Source organism: Acinetobacter sp. Ac8, from assembly GCF_055392545.1.
The window spans coordinates 596,083-614,449 of the sequence record NZ_AP043689.1 but is presented as its reverse complement, the minus strand read 5'-3'; the positions used below and the strand labels follow the sequence as shown (position 1 = coordinate 614,449).

18 protein-coding genes are annotated in these 18,367 nt (G+C 39.2%); 6 read left to right on the top strand and 12 right to left on the bottom strand.

The annotated features are described in order from the left end of the window. Window positions 1–198: 198 nt before the first annotated feature. The 3 genes from ACZ5QH_RS02945 to ACZ5QH_RS02935 all read right to left on the bottom strand — a co-directional run bounded on the left by ACZ5QH_RS02945 (window position 199) and on the right by ACZ5QH_RS02935 (window position 3,212). Complete coding sequence (locus ACZ5QH_RS02945) at window positions 199–1,476, bottom strand: L-fuconate dehydratase (protein WP_303576708.1); 1,278 nt, start codon at window positions 1,474–1,476, stop codon at window positions 199–201. 114 nt (window positions 1,477–1,590) lie between these two features. Further along, the gene (locus ACZ5QH_RS02940; RefSeq protein WP_303576707.1) at window positions 1,591–2,433 is read right to left on the bottom strand and encodes a fumarylacetoacetate hydrolase family protein; all 843 of its coding nucleotides are present in this window, start codon (window positions 2,431–2,433) and stop codon (window positions 1,591–1,593) included. A 26-nt stretch (window positions 2,434–2,459) separates the two neighbouring features. Further along, window positions 2,460–3,212, bottom strand: a complete 753-nt coding sequence (locus ACZ5QH_RS02935) for an SDR family oxidoreductase (RefSeq protein WP_303576706.1) — start codon at window positions 3,210–3,212, stop codon at window positions 2,460–2,462. 128 nt (window positions 3,213–3,340) lie between these two features. Between ACZ5QH_RS02935 and ACZ5QH_RS02930 the strand changes: the two genes are divergently transcribed. After that, a complete protein-coding gene (locus ACZ5QH_RS02930) occupies window positions 3,341–4,063 on the top strand; it encodes a FadR/GntR family transcriptional regulator (protein ID WP_056515023.1) in 723 nt (240 codons plus the stop codon). Window positions 4,064–4,238: 175 nt separating this feature from the next. On the opposite strand, the gene ACZ5QH_RS02925 is transcribed toward ACZ5QH_RS02930, so the two are convergent. Beyond that, window positions 4,239–5,108, bottom strand: coding sequence for a LysR family transcriptional regulator (locus ACZ5QH_RS02925; protein WP_303576705.1), 870 nt, complete (start codon window positions 5,106–5,108; stop codon window positions 4,239–4,241). Between the two features lie 173 nt (window positions 5,109–5,281). On the opposite strand from ACZ5QH_RS02925, the gene ACZ5QH_RS02920 reads away from it, so the two are divergent. After that, entirely contained in the window at window positions 5,282–5,992 is a 711-nt protein-coding gene (locus ACZ5QH_RS02920; protein ID WP_303576704.1) for an AzlC family ABC transporter permease, read from the top strand. Next, entirely contained in the window at window positions 5,989–6,303 is a 315-nt protein-coding gene (locus ACZ5QH_RS02915; RefSeq protein ID WP_004723188.1) for an AzlD family protein, read from the top strand. The genes ACZ5QH_RS02920 and ACZ5QH_RS02915 overlap by 4 nt, the downstream gene beginning before the upstream one ends. A gap of 106 nt (window positions 6,304–6,409) precedes the next feature. On the opposite strand, the gene ACZ5QH_RS02910 is transcribed toward ACZ5QH_RS02915, so the two are convergent. After that, on the bottom strand, window positions 6,410–7,318 hold the full coding sequence (locus ACZ5QH_RS02910; protein ID WP_303576703.1) for a LysR family transcriptional regulator: 909 nt from the start codon (window positions 7,316–7,318) through the stop codon (window positions 6,410–6,412). A 123-nt stretch (window positions 7,319–7,441) separates the two neighbouring features. On the opposite strand from ACZ5QH_RS02910, the gene ACZ5QH_RS02905 reads away from it, so the two are divergent. Further along, window positions 7,442–8,197: an SDR family NAD(P)-dependent oxidoreductase gene (locus tag ACZ5QH_RS02905; RefSeq protein ID WP_303576702.1), complete on the top strand. Its 756-nt coding sequence runs from the start codon at window positions 7,442–7,444 to the stop codon at window positions 8,195–8,197. A gap of 201 nt (window positions 8,198–8,398) precedes the next feature. After that, the gene (gene dusA / locus ACZ5QH_RS02900; protein ID WP_303576701.1) at window positions 8,399–9,403 is read left to right on the top strand and encodes a tRNA dihydrouridine(20/20a) synthase DusA; all 1,005 of its coding nucleotides are present in this window, start codon (window positions 8,399–8,401) and stop codon (window positions 9,401–9,403) included. Window positions 9,404–9,481: 78 nt separating this feature from the next. Here the strand turns inward: dusA and ACZ5QH_RS02895 are convergent, their stop codons facing one another. Next, a complete protein-coding gene (locus ACZ5QH_RS02895) occupies window positions 9,482–10,372 on the bottom strand; it encodes a LysR family transcriptional regulator (RefSeq protein ID WP_303576700.1) in 891 nt (296 codons plus the stop codon). Window positions 10,373–10,475: 103 nt separating this feature from the next. Between ACZ5QH_RS02895 and ACZ5QH_RS02890 the strand changes: the two genes are divergently transcribed. Beyond that, window positions 10,476–10,613 carry a hypothetical protein gene (locus ACZ5QH_RS02890; RefSeq protein ID WP_167468923.1) on the top strand — a complete coding sequence of 46 codons (138 nt, stop codon included), beginning with the start codon at window positions 10,476–10,478 and terminating at the stop codon, window positions 10,611–10,613. Window positions 10,614–10,640: 27 nt separating this feature from the next. Here ACZ5QH_RS02890 and ACZ5QH_RS02885 read toward each other — a convergent pair whose 3' ends face one another. From ACZ5QH_RS02885 to ACZ5QH_RS02860, 6 genes are all read right to left on the bottom strand, one after another. Then, window positions 10,641–11,150, bottom strand: coding sequence for a hypothetical protein (locus tag ACZ5QH_RS02885; protein WP_303576699.1), 510 nt, complete (start codon window positions 11,148–11,150; stop codon window positions 10,641–10,643). 65 nt (window positions 11,151–11,215) lie between these two features. Further along, window positions 11,216–12,325, bottom strand: a complete 1,110-nt coding sequence (locus ACZ5QH_RS02880) for a DUF695 domain-containing protein (protein WP_303576698.1) — start codon at window positions 12,323–12,325, stop codon at window positions 11,216–11,218. A gap of 99 nt (window positions 12,326–12,424) precedes the next feature. Next, window positions 12,425–13,186, bottom strand: a complete 762-nt coding sequence (locus tag ACZ5QH_RS02875) for a tRNA threonylcarbamoyladenosine dehydratase (protein ID WP_303576697.1) — start codon at window positions 13,184–13,186, stop codon at window positions 12,425–12,427. Between the two features lie 136 nt (window positions 13,187–13,322). Continuing rightward, complete coding sequence (gene acnA, locus ACZ5QH_RS02870; protein ID WP_303576696.1) at window positions 13,323–16,082, bottom strand: aconitate hydratase AcnA; 2,760 nt, start codon at window positions 16,080–16,082, stop codon at window positions 13,323–13,325. Window positions 16,083–16,457: 375 nt separating this feature from the next. Continuing rightward, the gene (locus tag ACZ5QH_RS02865) at window positions 16,458–17,285 is read right to left on the bottom strand and encodes a TatD family hydrolase (RefSeq protein WP_303576695.1); all 828 of its coding nucleotides are present in this window, start codon (window positions 17,283–17,285) and stop codon (window positions 16,458–16,460) included. Beyond that, the gene (locus ACZ5QH_RS02860; RefSeq protein WP_004818931.1) at window positions 17,285–18,259 is read right to left on the bottom strand and encodes an RsiV family protein; all 975 of its coding nucleotides are present in this window, start codon (window positions 18,257–18,259) and stop codon (window positions 17,285–17,287) included. Before ACZ5QH_RS02860 ends, ACZ5QH_RS02865 begins: the two co-directional genes overlap by 1 nt. Window positions 18,260–18,367: the final 108 nt, after the last annotated feature.

Here is an 18,367-nt window from a genome sequence, read left to right as displayed (position 1 = left end):
GATGAACTTTAAAATCACCCTTAAAAACTCATCCACGATAAAACCACAAATCAGTTAGATTTACTTTGTGAATCATGCCCTGTGGTACTAGAATTTGTTGACATTTCAACCATGTATTGCATATCAGACTGATCTAATAGTACTTACATACCACTTCCCTTTGGCGTGCATGAGCTTGACCCTCAATAACTCAGTCAATCAACCCTTAAATCGATATTTCTCTATAGATGCCTGTTTCATTTCAATTGAAAAACCCGCGAGTGTTGGAGGCATATAAGCTGCATTTTGAATCACACAAGGATCGATAAAGTGCTCATGTAAATGGTCAACGTATTCTGTGACACGACCTTCTTTAGAAGTGGAGAACCATAAATAATCAATCATTGAAAGATGCTGAACATATTCACACAAGCCTACGCCACCTGCATGCGGACAAACTTTAAGCTGATATTTTGCGGCCATCAGTAATACAGCTAATACCTCGTTAATCCCACCCATTCGACAAGCATCAATCTGAACAATATCAATTGCTTCACGCATAATAAATTGTTTAAACATGATACGATTCTGGCACATTTCACCTGTAGCCACTTGAATCGGCTGAATCGCAAATCGAATAGCACGATGCGCTTCGACATCATCAGGTGATGTTGGTTCTTCAATAAACCATGGGGTTGAAAATGCCAACTGTTTAACCCAGTCGATGGCTTGTTCACGTTCCCAAATCTGATTGGCGTCAATCATTAAATGACGGTCAGGACCAATAATGTCACGCGCAATCTTGACACGGCGCTTATCTTCTTCAATATCGCGACCCACTTTTAATTTGATGTAGTTAAAGCCTTCATCAACAGCTTCCTGACAAAGTCGTGCAAGTTTTTCATCGCTATAACCTAACCAACCGGCTGAAGTTGTATAACAAGGATAGCCTTCTACACGCAGGGTGCTCTCACGTTGTGCTTTACCGATCTCATTAGATTTCAATAAATCCAAAGCTTCATCAGGCGTAATACAGTCGGTTAAATAACGAAAATCAATACAGTTCACTAATTGTTCAGGAGTCATATCTGCAACCAGTTTCCAAACCGGTTTAGCTTCACTTTTCGCCCATAAATCCCAAATTGCATTGACCACTGCACCTGTCGCTAAATGCATTGCGCCTTTGTCTGGACCAATCCAGCGCAATTGACTGTCCGAAGTTAAATGTCGCCACATCAAAGCAGGATTTTTCTTAATCTCATCGATATCTAGACCAACAACAAGATGACGCATCGCCTCAATTGCTGCACAGCAAATTTCATTACCACGACCAATGGTAAATGTCAGACCATGTCCTGTCAGCGCTGGATGATCCGTCTTTAAGATGACATAAGCAGCTGAATAATCTGGATCTGGATTCATTGCATCTGAACCATCCAACTGCTGTGAAGTAGGGAAACGAATATCCAATACTTCTAAATCCGTTATTTTTAACATTCCTATTCCTTTTTTAAATTCTGAGCTTTTTTAAAGACAAGTCTTCCTAAGACATCGAATTTGAATGCCTCTTTTGTATTACTTAAAAATTAAATCTATTGAGATAAATCTGGCTTATTCAGCATCAACAACTTTCTGTTGTTGTTCGCCTAATCCCTCAATACCTAAATGCATCACTTGCCCTGCTTTTAAATACACAGGTGGTTTTTGTCCAAGTCCTACACCTGGTGGCGTGCCTGTAGAAATTACATCACCTGCCTGTAGACTCATAAACTGACTTAAATAGCTCACAATGGTTGGTACATCAAAAATCATGGTATTGGTATTGCCATCCTGATAACGATGACCATCGACCTCTAACCAAATTTTCAAATTATGTGGATTTTCAATTTCATCTTTGGTGACTAACCATGGACCGGTTGGACCAAAAGTATCGCAGCCTTTTCCTTTATCCCAAGTTCCTGTGCCTTCAAGCTGAAATGTGCGTTCAGAAACGTCGTTAATCACGCAATAACCTGCAACATAGTCCATTGCCTGTTCTTTACTAATGTAACGACCATCTTTACCAATGACGACACCCAATTCAACTTCCCAGTCTGTCTTGAATGAATTCTTTGGAATTTCCACATTATCATTTGGTCCAACCACTGCACTGGTCCATTTATTGAAAACCACTGGTTCAGCGGGAACTTCTGCACCTGTTTCTGCGGCATGGTCAGAATAATTCAAACCAATGCAGATAAATTTACCGATATTACCCACACATGCACCAAGGCGCACACCCTCAGCAACCAAAGGCAGACTCGATAAATCCAGATTTCGAATTTGATCTAACTCGGCGGCAAGCACCTGACCATTGATGTCTTGAATCACTGAGGACAAATCCCGAATTTGTCCCTGTGGATCTAAGACCCCTGGCTTTTCTTGTCCTTTTACACCATATCTTAATAATTTCATTGTTCTATCCTAGATCTGCTTGAAAATTAATTTGACCAACCACCATCGATCATATTGATGGTTCCAGTTGTAAATGAGGATTCATCACTTGCAAGATAGAGTGCGAGTGCTGCTATTTCTTCTGCTTTACCGACTCGTCCCATAGGTTGGCGAGCAACGAATTGGGCATAGACTTCATCAATGGTTTTGTTTTGTTCTTTCGCTTGAGCTTCAATACGATCATGCAGTGAAGGAGAATCCACAGTTCCCGGACAAATCGCATTGCAACGGATCCCTTGACCGATAAAATCCGCTGCTATGGATTTGGTCATACCAATAACTGCCGCTTTAGTGACACTGTATGAAAAGCGGTTCGGCACACCTTTGATACTTGATGCCGCTGAAGACATATTGATGATTGAGCCGTTGGCACTTTTCAACATTGCTGGTAAAAAAGCCTGAACCATGTGGTACATCGAATCTACATTCATCGTAAAAGCACGCTGCCACTGTGTTTCATCACATTCTAAGATTGAACCTGCAGGAACCCAGCCAGCACAATTGAACAACACATCGACCTTCTGATATTTTTTAGAAAATTCAATAATTTGCTGATGATTTGTAATATCCAAATATTCCACTTGAATATTTTTTGAATAGCTTTTGAGTTGTTCAAGCAGCTCCAAATTAATGTCTGTTGCGATTACTTTTGCACCTTGTTCTGCAAAGCTTAATGCAGTGGCTCTACCAATTCCCTGAGCTGCTGCGGTAATCACACACGTTTTATTTATCAATCTCATTCCTTCGTCCCTGCTTTTTACTTTATACTATGGTAAATGCTAAATTGACTAGACCAATTAATTGGTCTAGTCAATTTAATTGATCAAAAGTGTTTTGGCAAGACCAATTTTTGTAAAAGTTGAAATTTATGACTCAAACTCGTCTCTATCAAAATATCTTTAATAAGATTCAAGATGATATAAAGAATGGAATTTATCAGTTAGGTTCAAAGTTACCGCCTGAGCGCGATCTTGCCCAGCAGTTAGGTGTGAGTCGTACTTCTGTACGTGAGGCAATAATCGCGCTTGAAGTCAATGGGGTTGTCGAAGTTAAACTGGGGAGTGGTGTCTATGTCATTAAAGATCAGCAAGATGATCACTCAGAACAAACAGGTTTTAATACCAATATTCATCCTTTGTTAATTCCTCATTTAAAAGAGGATTCCGCGGTTACGCCATTTGAAGTTTTAGAAGCACGTTTGCAAATTGAACCGTATCTCGCTGAACTTGCCGCAAAACATCGTACAGATGAACAATTAGAAGAGATTAAAGAAGCGTTTTTTATGAATGTCCGAGATAATCTGGAACATTCCAGTGAGCATATTGGAGATCGTTTATTTCATATTCGTATTGCCGAAGCCAGTCAAAACAGTGCTTTTTCTTTTTTTCTCAAATATTTGCTCGGGAAACAATATACCGAGCTGTTCAGTCGTATGCGTAGTCTATACACTCCTGAAGATATGCCTTTAAGGTCTCAGCATGAACATCAGGAAATTATGGCAGCGATCCAGAGCCAAGATGGTGCTGCGGCATATAAAGCCATGCAGAAGCATTTGCAGAATGTTATTAATATCTTTTCAAGAAAAGTATAGATTTGGGTTATTTAGGATGAGCAACTTTTGATTTTAAAATAAAGCACATTTAATTCGCTTTGTGCTTTTCTAACTTTTTCAGATTTAGTTTATGTTTAAATAAAAAGCACAACTCATCTCATCCGAAGACATCATATTGATACATAAGAAGATGAGGTACCGAATAAAAATCTTTTTAATAGGTAATGGATTGCCTTAATGTCTTAATTAAAAGCTCATATAAATGATCGACCGCTTTTGAATTAAGCGAGGCTCTACTTCTATATACAGATGCTTCCATAGGTGCTAATGGGCCTAGTCCGTGCTCTGCTCCTAAAATTTCTAAATGCTGAGGCGCGCTACATTGTGTGAAAACTGCGACTGCCAAACCACTTTCAACTGCTGCAATTTGCCCGATTAAACTAGAACTATTATAAACTACACGATAACGACGACCTTGTAATGCGAGCGAATTGATCGCATTTTTTTTGGCTAAACTGGTACTCTCATAAACAGCAATTGGTATTGGATCTTCACGCCATAATTCAAATTGGGGAGAACCTACCCACACCATTGGCTCATGAAACAATAAGGTGCCTTGACGGGGGTTATCCCTTGAAATCAAGGCTAAATCAATCTCGCCATTTTCTATACGTGGAATCAATGAAGTCGATTGTTCACAAATAAATTCTATTTCAACGCCACTATAACGCGGTGCAAAACGTTTAAGCACAGGCGTTAAATATTTAGCAGCGTAATCATCGGGTACACCAAGTCTAATCCGACCGGTTAACTCTTCTCCATTAAAAGCCATTTGTGTTTCATGATGTAGATCAAGTATCCGTCTTGCATAACCTAAAAGAAGTTGCCCTTCAGAAGTAAGTTGAATTTGTCTATGCGTTCGAACTAAAAGTTGGCATTTTAAAGCGCCTTCCAATTTTTTTAACTGCATACTGACAGCGGACTGTGAACGGTATAGCTCAGGTGCTGCATTGGAAAGAGAACCTGTATCAACAACTGCGACAAAACATTTTAACCAATCAATCTGTAGATTTTGTAGATTCATGATTACCCCAAATTATTCGATTTTCGAATAGTATATGCAAGAATTATGCGCTTTTCATTCTAACTTTCTAAGTCCATAATTTATTAAGAAAAGAACGAAATTTCCCCTAATTTCCATCAGCGATCATTAGGTATATAGCTCATTAGAAAATTTAAAAAGATAAGGAAATTATTTTGTCGAATGTTGACCCAGATATTTACAGTTTAAGTTATTCCCAAGTTTGGTCAGGCTTTAAAAGCCTTCTTCCAATTTCATCTTTCGTGGTGATTTTTGGGGCTGCTTTCGGTTTAGCAGCAACGCAAACAGGACTAGACAATAGCTCTATCATGTTAATGAGTAGCTTTGTTTTTGCAGGAGCATCTCAATTTGCGACTTTGGAACTATGGGGCACGCAAATATCACTGATTCCTTTAATAGTCACAGTTTTCTTTATCAATGCTCGGCACCTTTTAATGGGCGCATCTCTTTATCCTTGGTTACGGCACCTGCCTCCCATCAAACGATATAGTATCTTGCTGGTTATTTCTGATGCCAATTGGGCACTCTCACTACAAGCATTTAATCGTGGTGAATCAGGGATGGGCTTATTGTTTGGAGGAGGTCTTGCGCTATGGCTCGCGTGGGTTTTAGGCACAGGACTGGGGTTCTATTTTGGTAATGTCATTCATCATCCTGCATTGCTGGGATTGGACATGGTCATGGCTTGTTTTCTACTGGCAATGGTTGTCGGTGGACAAAAAAACCTCAGAATACTCATCATCTGGACAATCGCAGCCTGTAGCTCATTATTGGCTTATTGGTACTTACCAGAAAATAGTCATGTCGTTGTGGGTGCCTTATTTGGCGGAATTGTCGGAATTTTCTGGAAAGAGAAACAGCTATGAACCTAGAGATTAGCACCACTTATCCATTAATTATTATTTTTATTATGGCCATTGTGACATTAGCCACTCGCTGGGGTGGTGTTTTGATTATGTCTTATGTTCCTATTAGCGATCGTGTGCAACGATTCATTAATGCAATGTCGGGATCTGTACTGGTTGCACTTTTGGCTCCTATTGCCGTTGAAGGTGATCATGGCGCTCGTTTGGCGTTACTGACAACATTGATCGTTATGCTACTGCTTAAAAAACCACTATTGGCGATTGCAGCAGGAATATTGGCAGCAGCCTTATTCCGTCAGTATTTTGTATGAAATGATAGGGAGCTCAAAGAAGCTGCCTTTGGCTATATTAAACCTAAACAAAATTGAGCAATGACTACACATTGCTTATAAGCAACATCGGGTTCATTTAGTGAAACTACAGTGTATTGTGATTCATTTTTTTGAATAAAAGAATCAACCAATTAATGAACTCACTTAGTCTGCGGGGTTGATTATTTCTCGATTCATATAAAACTGACAAAGACATCGGTGCACTGGTAAACGCTGTTAATACTTCAATAAGGTCACCATTTGCCAATTGTTGTCTAACACCAATTCTGGGAATTTGAATAATCCCTAGTCCATTTAAACCTGCAGCTAAATAGGCATCCGTTGTGCCGACACTGATTAGACTCGGAGTTGGTACAAGGTAGGTTTGATTATTTTGATTGTATTCAAAAGCATTTTGCGACTGGGTGTCAGCATGCGAATAATCAACAATATAATGATTTTTAAGGTCCTCTAATGATGTTGGTATACCGTAATGTTCCGCATAACTGGGACTAATACAATTAACCATTTCCATAATACCCAAATGGCGTCCTATTAAATTACTGCTTTCAAGCTGACCGCCACGGATTACGCAATCTACTCGTTCCTTGATAGGATCAATACGATAATCAACCCCAAGCAGCTTAATCTGTGTTTTAGGATATTGTTGAAACCATGCAGGTAGATGGGGAGCCACTACGCTAGAAAAAAACCGACTAGGCATATCAATGTTAATCACACCACTGAGTTCTTCACTTTGTTGTTGAAATTGGTTATCTAAGCCTTCTAACTCATCCAACAATCTTAAGCATTCGACATAATAGCGCTGACCTGCTTCTGAAAGAGAAACTTGTCTTGTGTTCCGATAAAGTAAACGAGTTTTTAAATGATCTTCAAGCTTAGTGATTGACATAGAGATTGCTGATTTAGGAATCTTTAACTGTTCTGAAGCACGGGTAAAGCTACCATTTTGTACAACAGCGATAAAACGTTTCATCGTCTCAATCTTATCCATACATCACTTCCAATTGTTCATTATTTATGAACAGTCTTATCCGATTACTCATATTTATCAAGACAATTAATTCCTGTACTTTAATTTCATCAACAGTTAATCAGCATAATATGAGGTCAGTACATGAATAAAATCGCATTCATCACCGGAGGGAGTCGTGGAATAGGTCGAAATGCAGCGCTTAAACTCGCTGAGCAAAATATTGACATCATTTTGACTTATCATCGCAATGAAAAAGCCGCTCTAGACGTGGTTGAGAAGATTAAAGAAAAAGGTCAAAACGCATTTGCCATTCAATCTGATATTCGAGATATCACATTATTTGATGATTTGGTAAAAAGCTTGAGTTTCGTATTAAAAGAGCAATTTGGTCGTGAAAGTTTTGACTACCTACTCAATAATGCGGGAACAGGTTTACATACGAGTATTGAAGAAACTAGTATTGATGATCTAGATGATATGCTCAATATCCATGTGAAAGGTCCATTTTTTCTCACTCAAAAATTGCTACCACTCATTGAAAATGGCGGTCATATTGTAAATATATCCTCTGGTCTAACACGCTTTTCTATGCCTGGGTCAGCTGCATACGCAATGGCAAAAGGCGCTGTAGAAGTCATGACACGTTATATGGCAAAAGAATTCGCCTCCAAAGGGATTCGTGTCAACACGATTGCGCCCGGTGCGATTGCGACAGATTTTAGAGACGGTGCAGTCCGCAATAGTGAACAAGTTCAGGGGATGATCGCATCTATCACTGCATTAGGCCGTGTTGGTGAAGCGGATGATGTTGGAAAAGCAATCGCTGCAATTTTTAGTGAAGGATTTGACTGGATCACAGGTCAGAGAATAGAAGCCTCTGGTGGTATGATGTTGTAGTTTTAACTCGCACACTTTTAACATATTGGTGGAGTTATGCAAATTTCATATAACTCTGCCATATCGGGGTTCTAAGCAAATACAAAAAATTAATATTTATTAATTTTACAAATTCTATCTTTTGAGTATGGCTATTGATTTTAAAATAAAGCACGTATAATCCGCACTTGCTTTTTTTTCTATCTTTTTCAGGTTAACTGTATGTCTGAGCTCCAATCTTTAACGCCTCGTATTTCGGTCGCTCCGATGATGGATTGGACAACTCGTGACTATCGTTTCTTTGCACGTTTGTTTAACCCCAATATTATCCTCTATACAGAAATGGTTACTACAGGTGCCATTATCTACGGTGGAGCAAATCGTCATTTGGACTATAACCATGAAGAACATCCAATTGTTCTACAGCTCGGTGGTTCAAATCCGAAAGATCTTGCAACTTGTAGCAAAATGGCGCAAGACTGGGGTTATGACGAAATCAATTTAAATGTGGGCTGTCCAAGTGACCGCGTACAAAACAATAAGATTGGTGCCTGCTTAATGGCAGAGCCTGATTTGGTTGCAGAATGTATTGCTGAAATGCGTAATGCAGTTGATATTCCAGTCACAGTAAAACACCGTATCGGTATAGATGACATGCAATCTTATGAAGAGATGCTACATTTTGTCGATACCGTTGCGAAAACTGGATGTAATAATTTTATCGTACATGCCCGTATTGCCTTGCTTCAAGGTTTATCACCAAAAGAAAATCGCGATGTTCCACCACTACGCTACGAAGATGTGTATCGTTTAAAACAAGAGCGTCCTGAGCTACTGATCGAGATCAATGGTGGGGTTAAAACGTTCGCTGAAACGCAAGCACATTTAAAGCATGTTGATGGGGTCATGATTGGGCGTGAGGCTTATCACAACCCTTACCTCTTGGCAGAATTAGGTCAACTTTGGAATTTAGACTTACCTGATCGCTTTGATATTATCGATCAAATGCTGCCTTATATTGCCAAACGTATGCAAGAAGGTGCACCTCTATCGATTATTACACGCCATATTTTAGGCTTATTCCAAAATCTTCCCGGTGCTCGTAAATGGCGTCAGGCTTTAAGTGGTGGTAATGCCAAAACATTTGCAGATGTTGAAAATGCCATTATCAATATTAAAGAAGCGATGAAGCGTACAGAAGATTATATTCGTGAACAGTCTGTCTGATCACGACTGAAAATTTCTACGATTCTATACAATCTTAATCTACAGCTATCTTTTCAATCAAACGATGGTCTTTAAAGATCATCGTTGAAACTGTTTGATCATGTATTCAGTACATCGCTGAATGACATCATCTGCATTTTTACTCCAGACTATCACAACATCAGACCATGCATTTTCAGCATCCAAAGCAATCAGTCTTACCTGTTTAGGCAGAATATGTCTAAATTCTTCAGGAACAATACAAATTCCAATTTCAGCAGCCACCAATTGCAATTGTGAAACTTTACGGGACTGAACCACCGCTTTCTTTGGAGAAAAACCAGCACTTAGGCAAAGGTTTGCAACCAAATAACTTAAACCGCCCCGTTCTGCATGCGGTGTAGAAACAAAATTTTCATGTCTTAACTGTTGGATTTTAATACTGCGTTCTGAAGCGAGTATATGATTTTGATGTAGTGCAACGTATAAAGGTTCAGGGTAGAGCGTGGTTGCATATAACTCATCTAAGCGATTTAAAACAGGTGGGCGAATAAAACCAACATCAATATTTCCTTTCATCAGTGCAAGAATTTGGTCTTCAGATGACAAGGTATTGATCTCAAAATTAACATTGAAATGCTTTGAGGTTTGATCAAATACTTTGACTTTTTCTAAGCTCATGGTAATAGTACTTGAGTGTGCAATTTTGATGAGTCGATTTTTTCCATCTGCAATATCTTTAGCATTTTCAATAATATGATCTAAGTTCAGTAAATTATTTTTAATTTGAGCATAAAAGAACTGCCCTGCTTGAGTGAGTTTTATTTTTTTATCACTGCGGTCAAAAATTTCAAATCCTACTTCGTCCTCTAAAAGCTTGATCTGACGACTTAAAGCAGATTGAGCAATAAACAGCTTTTCAGAAGCTGCAATAAAACCACCTTCCTCCACAATTCTAATCAAATAATTAAATTGTTTGAATGTCGCCATACCCATCTCAAAATTAGATCAATCCTGCTTTTTTCTATATTAGATTAGATTGTTTAATTTCACTAGACTTTACTTAAAGCGACTTAGATCAGAGAGAAATAGTATGAGCATATCCAAACAATTACTGGTTTTTATTTGTATTATTTGCGCTGTTGTTTTACTCAATCTTTATGATGGTTTTATCGCAAAACAAACAGGCAAAGTGCCCCAACAGCCTGAGTTTATTTATTTACAGGACTGATTAAGCGGAACAGATAAAGTATGTTTTTTACAAGCGCGTGCAAGATTTCACTAAAGCATACTTTTTTATATTGGTGACGCATGTTGTGGTGCTTTTTTTAAAATCATATTGGTAAGTAATATACTTGCCAGCAAGCTCATCACTCACAAAGGCGTCTTCTCGAAAATGAGCACGTATAATACAGCCGTGTAAATCAGGCGCGGCATATACTTTTATGCTTTCAACATATTTGCTATGTTGTTGAATATTGACATTCCAGCCCAACAGTTGCTTGATCTTTTGAAACTCTTCTTGTTTGCTGATCTGTTGGATATTTTGCAAATTACAGACTTGAATTGCATCCGCTTGAGGTTGAAGGATTGACCATCCCAACAAGTTCTGTATATCACGCATTATTGTTTTAGCTTCATCCAATTGGTTGACCGCCTGAAAATGACGAACCGTTGAATAAAGATAATATCCAATTCCGCCAATTAACAGGATCGCCAATATTATTATTTTAAGATCGGGGATAGGTCGATTAAAAAGCCGCTTCATTCTCTAAGTTGTCCATGTTTATGGTCTGAATGCTATAGCGCATTTCAAGCGACTTTTCAGCATAGTTAGCGACCAAACTTATTTAAACAACGCCAATATTTATCTTTAAATAGGCTGACATCGATTTCAAAATTGTTCTGATATTTTTCAACAACCTGATCTATAACTTTGGCGGGTTTTCTAAACTCTTTACAAGCAAAATACATGGTTCTTAAGTTATTACCGGTTTCTCGTCCAATATTTAAATATCCTTCAAAATCCTTTAGCTCATTTAATAATTCTTCTTCAATCTCATTAAGCAACTCATAATCTGTTGCAGACGGCATACCACTTGAATTCTGACCAGCATAAGGTATTTCTATCAGCAGCATCCACGGATGAGAAGCCTTTTGATCCCATGTTAAAAGGGTACTGTTTAAGATCGCCACCAAAGGCAACCCTTCATTGGTCTCCCCCTCCAAACTGATATATTCATCGTCATCAGTGCTTGATCGGGTTATTTTGTCTAAGCGAGAAATTTCACTGTTCTTTAAAATTAAAATATTCTTTAAACGGTCAATAGGCATTAATTCTTTTTCAGCATCTTGTCTGAATTGTAGCGAAACTTGATCTAGCTTTGTGATCGAATCATATTCGCCCAAATAATTATCCAAAAAGATATAAACCGCTTGTAAGAATTCAGCTTTTTGAGCTTCATTATATTGATCATGCACAACCACGAGATCAGTTTCATCTGGATATTCTTCATGGTCTTTTAAATAAAACGATAGCGTTTTTTGACTAAACTCATGACCATGCATACCAATACTGGTTTGCTGAATATCACTTGCGGGTTTAAGTGCAGTAAATTTCCAGCCGGGAATTTCAGGGGCTGCTGCCACCAATTCCTCTACAAATACAATATTTGCCACAACACCATCTGGCGTTAAGATCAATTCAGCTGTTTGTGGGTCAAGCATCCCGGTAAGGAAAAAAATTCCACCATGAACTTTGGCCAATTCAGGCGATAATTTATCAAAGAAATCTGCCTGAATCGTATCTTGATTTAACTCATCCACAATACGATGGAAATCCTGTTGATGCTGCTCAAACCATTGCCAAAATTCAGCATAGCGGTTTCGATTGATTTGTATTTGTTGTTCTTTCTTTCCAAATAACTTTTTGAAAAAACTCATTTTGATTGTTCTCTGTTATTACGTTTATTTCAGATTAATTTAACTGAATTTTTATGATTTTTAAATGCATCTAAACTTTTACTTAAAAATACCAAGCACTTATTTGATCCGATCTAACTTTTTCAACACTTCTGCAACGGCGACCATCGCAAAACTAGAAGTCACCACCACAGCCGAACCATATCCACCACAACGCAAGCCTGCACTCGCACACACATCAGCACTGGAAAAAGGATTATCAATTGAATACACACACGTAATGCCAAATTTTTCTTTTGGTTTCTTACAAATGCCTTTGGCGCGCAACTGACTCCTTAATTTTGCAAGCATCGGATCTTGTTCTGTTTTAGATAAATCAGCAACACGAATTTTTAGAGGATCAAGCTTACCACCTGCCCCACCCGAAACAATCAAAGGAATTTTATTAAACCGACAATGTAGCATGAGTGCAAATTTTGCTTTAACGTCATCGATGCAATCTAAAATAATATCGGGAACATTTTCTAGAATTTCTTTCATATTATCTGGGCTGAGATAATCATCAATCAAATTGATCTTGATCCGAGGATTAATTGAACGGCAACGTTCCGCCATCACTTCAATTTTCTCATGACCTAAAGTTGAGGTCATTGCAGGAAGCTGTCGGTTGATATTTGAAGCAGCCACTGAATCCATATCGACCAGTGTTAACTCGCCAATCCCTGTACGTGCTAAGGCTTCGACTGCCCATGAGCCGACTCCACCAATACCGATCACCATGACATGACTTTTTTCATAGTGATTGAATGTCTCTTCTCCATAAATTTTGGCTACGCCTGCAAAACGGCGCTCATATTCATCATTTTGGAAAAGTTCAGTCATGTCTAGTATCAACTCAAAAATACCTCGCTATTTTACTCATTTATCGACAGTGTGTCTTGCTCCAACACAATAAAAAAAGCCCTGTATTTTATACAGGGCTTGGAGAACTGAAATATATCGTGATTTATTGATTAGGCTATGAAGCGATTAAATTACGCAGTACATAATGCAAGATACCACCTGCTTTAAAGTATTCCACTTCATTCAAAGTATCAATACGGCATAACACTTTGAAACGATCTATTGAACCATCGACACGTTTAACCTCCACATCTAAACTTTCATGTGGTTGTATGTCATCAGAAAGTCCATAAATCGACAGTTGCTCATGCCCAGTTAAGTTGAGTGATTGACGGGTTTGACCATCTACAAATTGCAAAGGTAAAACCCCCATACCAACCAGATTTGAACGATGGATTCGTTCAAAGCTTTCAGTAATCACCGCTTTTACTCCTAAAAGATTGGTGCCTTTCGCCGCCCAGTCACGTGATGAACCTGTACCATATTCTTTACCTGCAATGATGACCAACGGCGTACCATCTTGCTGATACTTCATCGCAGCATCGTAAATGGCTAACTTCTCATCTGTCGGGATATAGAGGGTATTGCCGCCCTCTTCACCATTGAGCATTTCATTCTTGATACGAATATTGGCAAAGGTACCTCGCATCATCACTTCATGATTGCCTCGACGAGATCCATAAGAGTTAAAGTCCTTTTGATCGACACCTTGCGCTTCTAGGTAACGCCCCGCTGGACTGTCTTTCTTGATATTCCCCGCTGGAGAAATATGATCTGTTGTGACTGAGTCACCAAGAACGGCCAAGATATTTGCATTGAGAATATCTTTAATTGGTTTCGCGGGTTGATCAATACCGTCAAAGAATGGAGGATGACGAATATACGTTGAGTTTTCATCCCATTCATAGGTTTCAGAATCAGGGATTTGAATTGCTTGCCATTTTTCATCACCATCAAAAACTGCCGCATATTCTTTATGGAACATCTCTGTATTAACTTTTTGCAGCACCTCATCAATCTCGATTTGACTCGGCCAAATGTCTTTGAGATATACTGGTTGACCTTGTTGATCGTGCCCTAATGCTGTGCTGGTAATGTCACTACGAATGGTACCCAGTAAACCAAATGCAACCACCAAAGGCGGTGATGCTAGCCAATTGGTTTTTACCAGTGGATGTACCCGCCCTTCAAAGTTTCGGTTGCCTGAAAGTACCGATGCAACATTCAAGTCATGGCACTGAATAGCGTCTTCAATCGGTTTAGGTAAAGGTCCAGAATTACCAATACATGTGGTACAGCCATAACCAACGAGGTTATAGCCCAACTGGTCCAAATAAGGTAATAGCCCTGCTGCTTCTAAATAATCGGTTACCACTTTAGAGCCTGGTGCTAGAGAGCTTTTCACCCATGGCTTACGTTGAATACCTTTTTCAATGGCTTTCTTTGCCAACAAACCCGCAGCCAACATCACACTTGGATTAGAGGTATTGGTACATGAAGTAATCGCTGAAATTACCACATCGCCATCCGTCAATGGATAGCGCTTACCGTCAATCACACAATGCGGCTCTTCATTTTGTAAAGCAGACTGTTTTGAATCAATTGCTGTACCTGCACCACCTTCATTGGCTAAACGTTCTTTTTCTTCACCTTTAGCTGGCTTAAGATCCAGCGCCATTAAGGCACTAAAAGTTTGTGGGATATCAGGCAATGCCACTCGATCTTGCGGACGTTTCGGGCCAGCAACACTGGCTTCAACGGTTCCCATATCCAAAGCAAGCACATCGGTAAATACAGGTTCATCCCCGGTATGACGCCATAAGCCTTGTTCTTTACAATAGGCCTCAACCAATGCAATACGGTCTTCTTTACGACCCGTTAAACGCATATAGCCTAGAGTGATTTCATCAATCGGGAAAAAGCCGCATGTTGCACCATATTCAGGTGCCATATTGGCAATGGTTGCACGGTCTGCAAGCGGTAAAAATGCCAACCCATCACCATAAAATTCAACAAATTTACCCACCACGCCTTTTTTACGTAGCATCTGAGTAATGGTTAAAACCAAATCCGTTGCGGTAATCCCTTCACGCAATTTCCCTGTCAATTTAAAACCAATCACTTCTGGAATCAGCATTGAAATCGGTTGCCCAAGCATGGCCGCTTCGGCTTCAATCCCCCCCACGCCCCAACCCAATACACCTAAACCATTGATCATTGTGGTATGTGAATCTGTACCGACTAAGGTATCGGGAAAGGCAAATACTTCACCATCACTTTCACCCAGCCACACTGCTTGAGCTAGGTATTCTAAATTGACTTGATGGCAAATCCCTGTTCCGGGCGGTACCACACTAAAATTATCAAAAGAAGACTGCCCCCAACGGAGGAATTGATAACGCTCTCCATTACGTTGCATCTCAATTTCGACGTTCTCATCGAAGGCATGATCTGTCCCAAAGTGATCCACCATCACAGAGTGGTCAATGACCAAATCCACTGGAGATAAAGGGTTAATTAAATTGGGATCTTTATTGGCTTTCTGTACAGCTGCACGCATCGCAGCCAAATCTACCACAGCAGGTACACCGGTAAAATCTTGCATCAAGACCCGTGCAGGGCGATATTGGATTTCTTGATCTGAAGTTTTATTCTTTTGCCAATCAACAATCGCCTGAATATCGCTTTGCCTCACGGTTTGATCATCTTCAAATCTAAGTAAATTTTCCAATAATACTTTGAGTGATTTAGGCAATTTTGAAATATCACCTAAACTCGATTGAACCTGTTTTAAATTAAAAATTTTATATCTTGTATCCCCTACAGTTAGGTCTTGTAGAGAATTTAAACGATTGATATGACCATATTTTGCCATTGGTTGAACCTCCAGCTTGGCGTTAACTTTCTTATTGGCTACTTGGAGTACTTCTTTAAATCTAAGACAAATATTTATTTTAGGTGTTGTTGATTGGTTATTTTTATTCAAATTTACATCGCTAAATATGGGGTCTGTTGACAATTCGTTAACGTTTGCGACTACGTGTGTTTTTTAGGCGATACTAGGCACGAAATACGAAATTTAGTCATTCTAAATGAGTAGTTCGTAACGACGTAGCGGCAAAAAACACGCTAGTCCCGAAGGGTTGTAGCTAAAATTATCTCAGCCTTCGTTATGAAACTTGAAAATAGTCTCGCTATTCTCTTCGTTTCCTGCCTTGCCTGCTCAATTTTAACCTACAACGCAAGCCATTTATGAAATGGCAACAGACCCTAAGCATTCATGTGAATTTTTCCACAACATCCCTGCCAGCTTTGCCTGATCCATTGCCAAGCTTTCAGCTAAACCTGCCAAGACAAAAGGCAAGTTCACTGGTGTATTACGGGTATGCTGTTGGTCAGACATCTGGCAACACAGTGGTGTCATATCTGGGCAATCGGTTTCTAGCACTAAATGTTCTGCACCAACCGCTTGTACAACTGCCTGCAGTTTTTTGGCATTTGGATTGGTGATTTGTCCTGTGACACCCAGTTTAAAGCCTAATTTAATAAAGGCTTTTGCCTCTTCTATCCCGCCACTAAAAGCATGTGCAATACCACCATGTTTAAACTGGTGCTGTTTCAACATTGCAAGCACGTCAGCATGTGACTTACGAATATGTAGAAGAATGGGTTTATCGTATTGTTGGGCAAGTTCAATTTGGGCTGAAAAAAAATCTTGTTGTTTTTGAAAAATTTCAGCTTGTTTATGCTGTTTAAGAAACGTGTCTAAGCCAATTTCACCAACCGCAATACACGCTTCAGTTTTCAGTATATTTTCCAAAGCATTTAAATGCTCTAGACGGTGTTGTTCGATATAAAAGGGATGCAACCCCGGCGCAAGATGGCTACGGGGCGCATTATCTAGCTGATTTAAAAATTGCTGAGTGTCAATCAAATCTTGAAAGCGTTCATATAGAAACCCAATCAAAATCAAATGTTCTACACCTACCTTTTTTGCTTGATACGCTAATTGTTCCCGATCCAGATCAAAATCAGCAACATCAAAATGCGTATGCGTATCAAACAAAGGCCAAGGCATTAGGATTTCGCTTTACCACTTGCAGCAGGTGTGGAGCTGCTTGGCTGATCAACTTGCATCTCCGCTGGGAAATATTGACTTTTCAACACCCCTTTTAACTGATCGTAAGGAATCATCAAACGCGGTAAGCCAACAACATAAGGCCCTATATCATATTCACCATATTGTAAAATCAGACCTTGTTTACCCAAATAGAAATTGTCTGATAATGTAAACTTCCACGCCTGTTCATATTCATTGACGCTTTCAGCCAGTTTTGAATCGATAACCCAAGTTTTAAATGCATCATGTGCCAATTTTTCAAATTTAGCTTTTTGATTGGCTTCAATGATTTGATCCAAGCCAACTTGTTTTTTACTCACCAAATCAAAGTTAAAATAGGTTTGCGCAGATGCCCCATGTGCACCGCCTAAATAACTACTGGTATTTAATACCACCGTTGCTAAAGGTTTATCTGAGTTTAAAATTTTAGGACTTAAACTAATCGTGATCTGGCCACTTGCCCCTAATGTTTTAAGCTCTTTATCCATCTCAAGGAATGAATTTGCATAAGGTTGCACCCGCTCTTGCAATTGCTGAACAGGGGTTTTATTGGCTTGCACCTCACTTGCTGAAGCTTGTGAAGCCGTTTGTTGCTGATCTGCATCTTTTTTTGCTTTACTCAATTGCGCGATATCCAGCATTTTATCCAGATTATCAAGAATCGCTTGATCAATCGTTTCATCAACAAAAGCCTGATTACTTTTTAGTCTTTCTATAGAAAACTCAGGGCATGTATTGCCATTACACTCAGGCAGTGTCAATTTTACTTTTTCTGTATCGCCCTGTAATAACATTGATGTATCAGGCACTTGAGATGCAGCACTTTGATCAACTGTTGGTTCTGCTTTTTTCGAGTCAGATTTTTGACATGCAGTTAACCCTAAAGTGATCACCAGAATTGAAAGCGCTAAAGTACTTTTTTGATTTAACATTTCACAAACCTATCCAACGAATCAAGCCAAGATTTTTTAATCTCTATATTCATTAGCCTATTCTTCTCTATACAAATCCTCAATCAAAATTTGTATGAAAATTGAAGC

Excerpts from the sequence above, each read along its gene's own strand:
- ACZ5QH_RS02865 (WP_303576695.1), bottom strand. The coding sequence starts at position 17,285 with ATGCCTTGGCCTTTGTTTGATACGCATACGCATTTTGATGTTGCTGAT.
- ACZ5QH_RS02860 (WP_004818931.1), bottom strand. The coding sequence starts at position 18,259 with ATGTTAAATCAAAAAAGTACTTTAGCGCTTTCAATTCTGGTGATCACT.
- ACZ5QH_RS02875 (WP_303576697.1), bottom strand. The coding sequence starts at position 13,186 with ATGACTGAACTTTTCCAAAATGATGAATATGAGCGCCGTTTTGCAGGC.
- ACZ5QH_RS02890 (WP_167468923.1), top strand. The coding sequence starts at position 10,476 with ATGAGCATATCCAAACAATTACTGGTTTTTATTTGTATTATTTGCGCT.
- ACZ5QH_RS02940 (WP_303576707.1), bottom strand. The coding sequence starts at position 2,433 with ATGAAATTATTAAGATATGGTGTAAAAGGACAAGAAAAGCCAGGGGTC.
- acnA (WP_303576696.1), bottom strand. The coding sequence starts at position 16,082 with ATGGCAAAATATGGTCATATCAATCGTTTAAATTCTCTACAAGACCTA.
- ACZ5QH_RS02910 (WP_303576703.1), bottom strand. The coding sequence starts at position 7,318 with ATGGATAAGATTGAGACGATGAAACGTTTTATCGCTGTTGTACAAAAT.
- ACZ5QH_RS02935 (WP_303576706.1), bottom strand. The coding sequence starts at position 3,212 with ATGAGATTGATAAATAAAACGTGTGTGATTACCGCAGCAGCTCAGGGA.
- ACZ5QH_RS02925 (WP_303576705.1), bottom strand. The coding sequence starts at position 5,108 with ATGAATCTACAAAATCTACAGATTGATTGGTTAAAATGTTTTGTCGCA.
- ACZ5QH_RS02885 (WP_303576699.1), bottom strand. The coding sequence starts at position 11,150 with ATGAAGCGGCTTTTTAATCGACCTATCCCCGATCTTAAAATAATAATA.
- ACZ5QH_RS02930 (WP_056515023.1), top strand. The coding sequence starts at position 3,341 with ATGACTCAAACTCGTCTCTATCAAAATATCTTTAATAAGATTCAAGAT.
- dusA (WP_303576701.1), top strand. The coding sequence starts at position 8,399 with ATGTCTGAGCTCCAATCTTTAACGCCTCGTATTTCGGTCGCTCCGATG.
- ACZ5QH_RS02905 (WP_303576702.1), top strand. The coding sequence starts at position 7,442 with ATGAATAAAATCGCATTCATCACCGGAGGGAGTCGTGGAATAGGTCGA.
- ACZ5QH_RS02915 (WP_004723188.1), top strand. The coding sequence starts at position 5,989 with ATGAACCTAGAGATTAGCACCACTTATCCATTAATTATTATTTTTATT.
- ACZ5QH_RS02880 (WP_303576698.1), bottom strand. The coding sequence starts at position 12,325 with ATGAGTTTTTTCAAAAAGTTATTTGGAAAGAAAGAACAACAAATACAA.
- ACZ5QH_RS02945 (WP_303576708.1), bottom strand. The coding sequence starts at position 1,476 with ATGTTAAAAATAACGGATTTAGAAGTATTGGATATTCGTTTCCCTACT.
- ACZ5QH_RS02895 (WP_303576700.1), bottom strand. The coding sequence starts at position 10,372 with ATGGCGACATTCAAACAATTTAATTATTTGATTAGAATTGTGGAGGAA.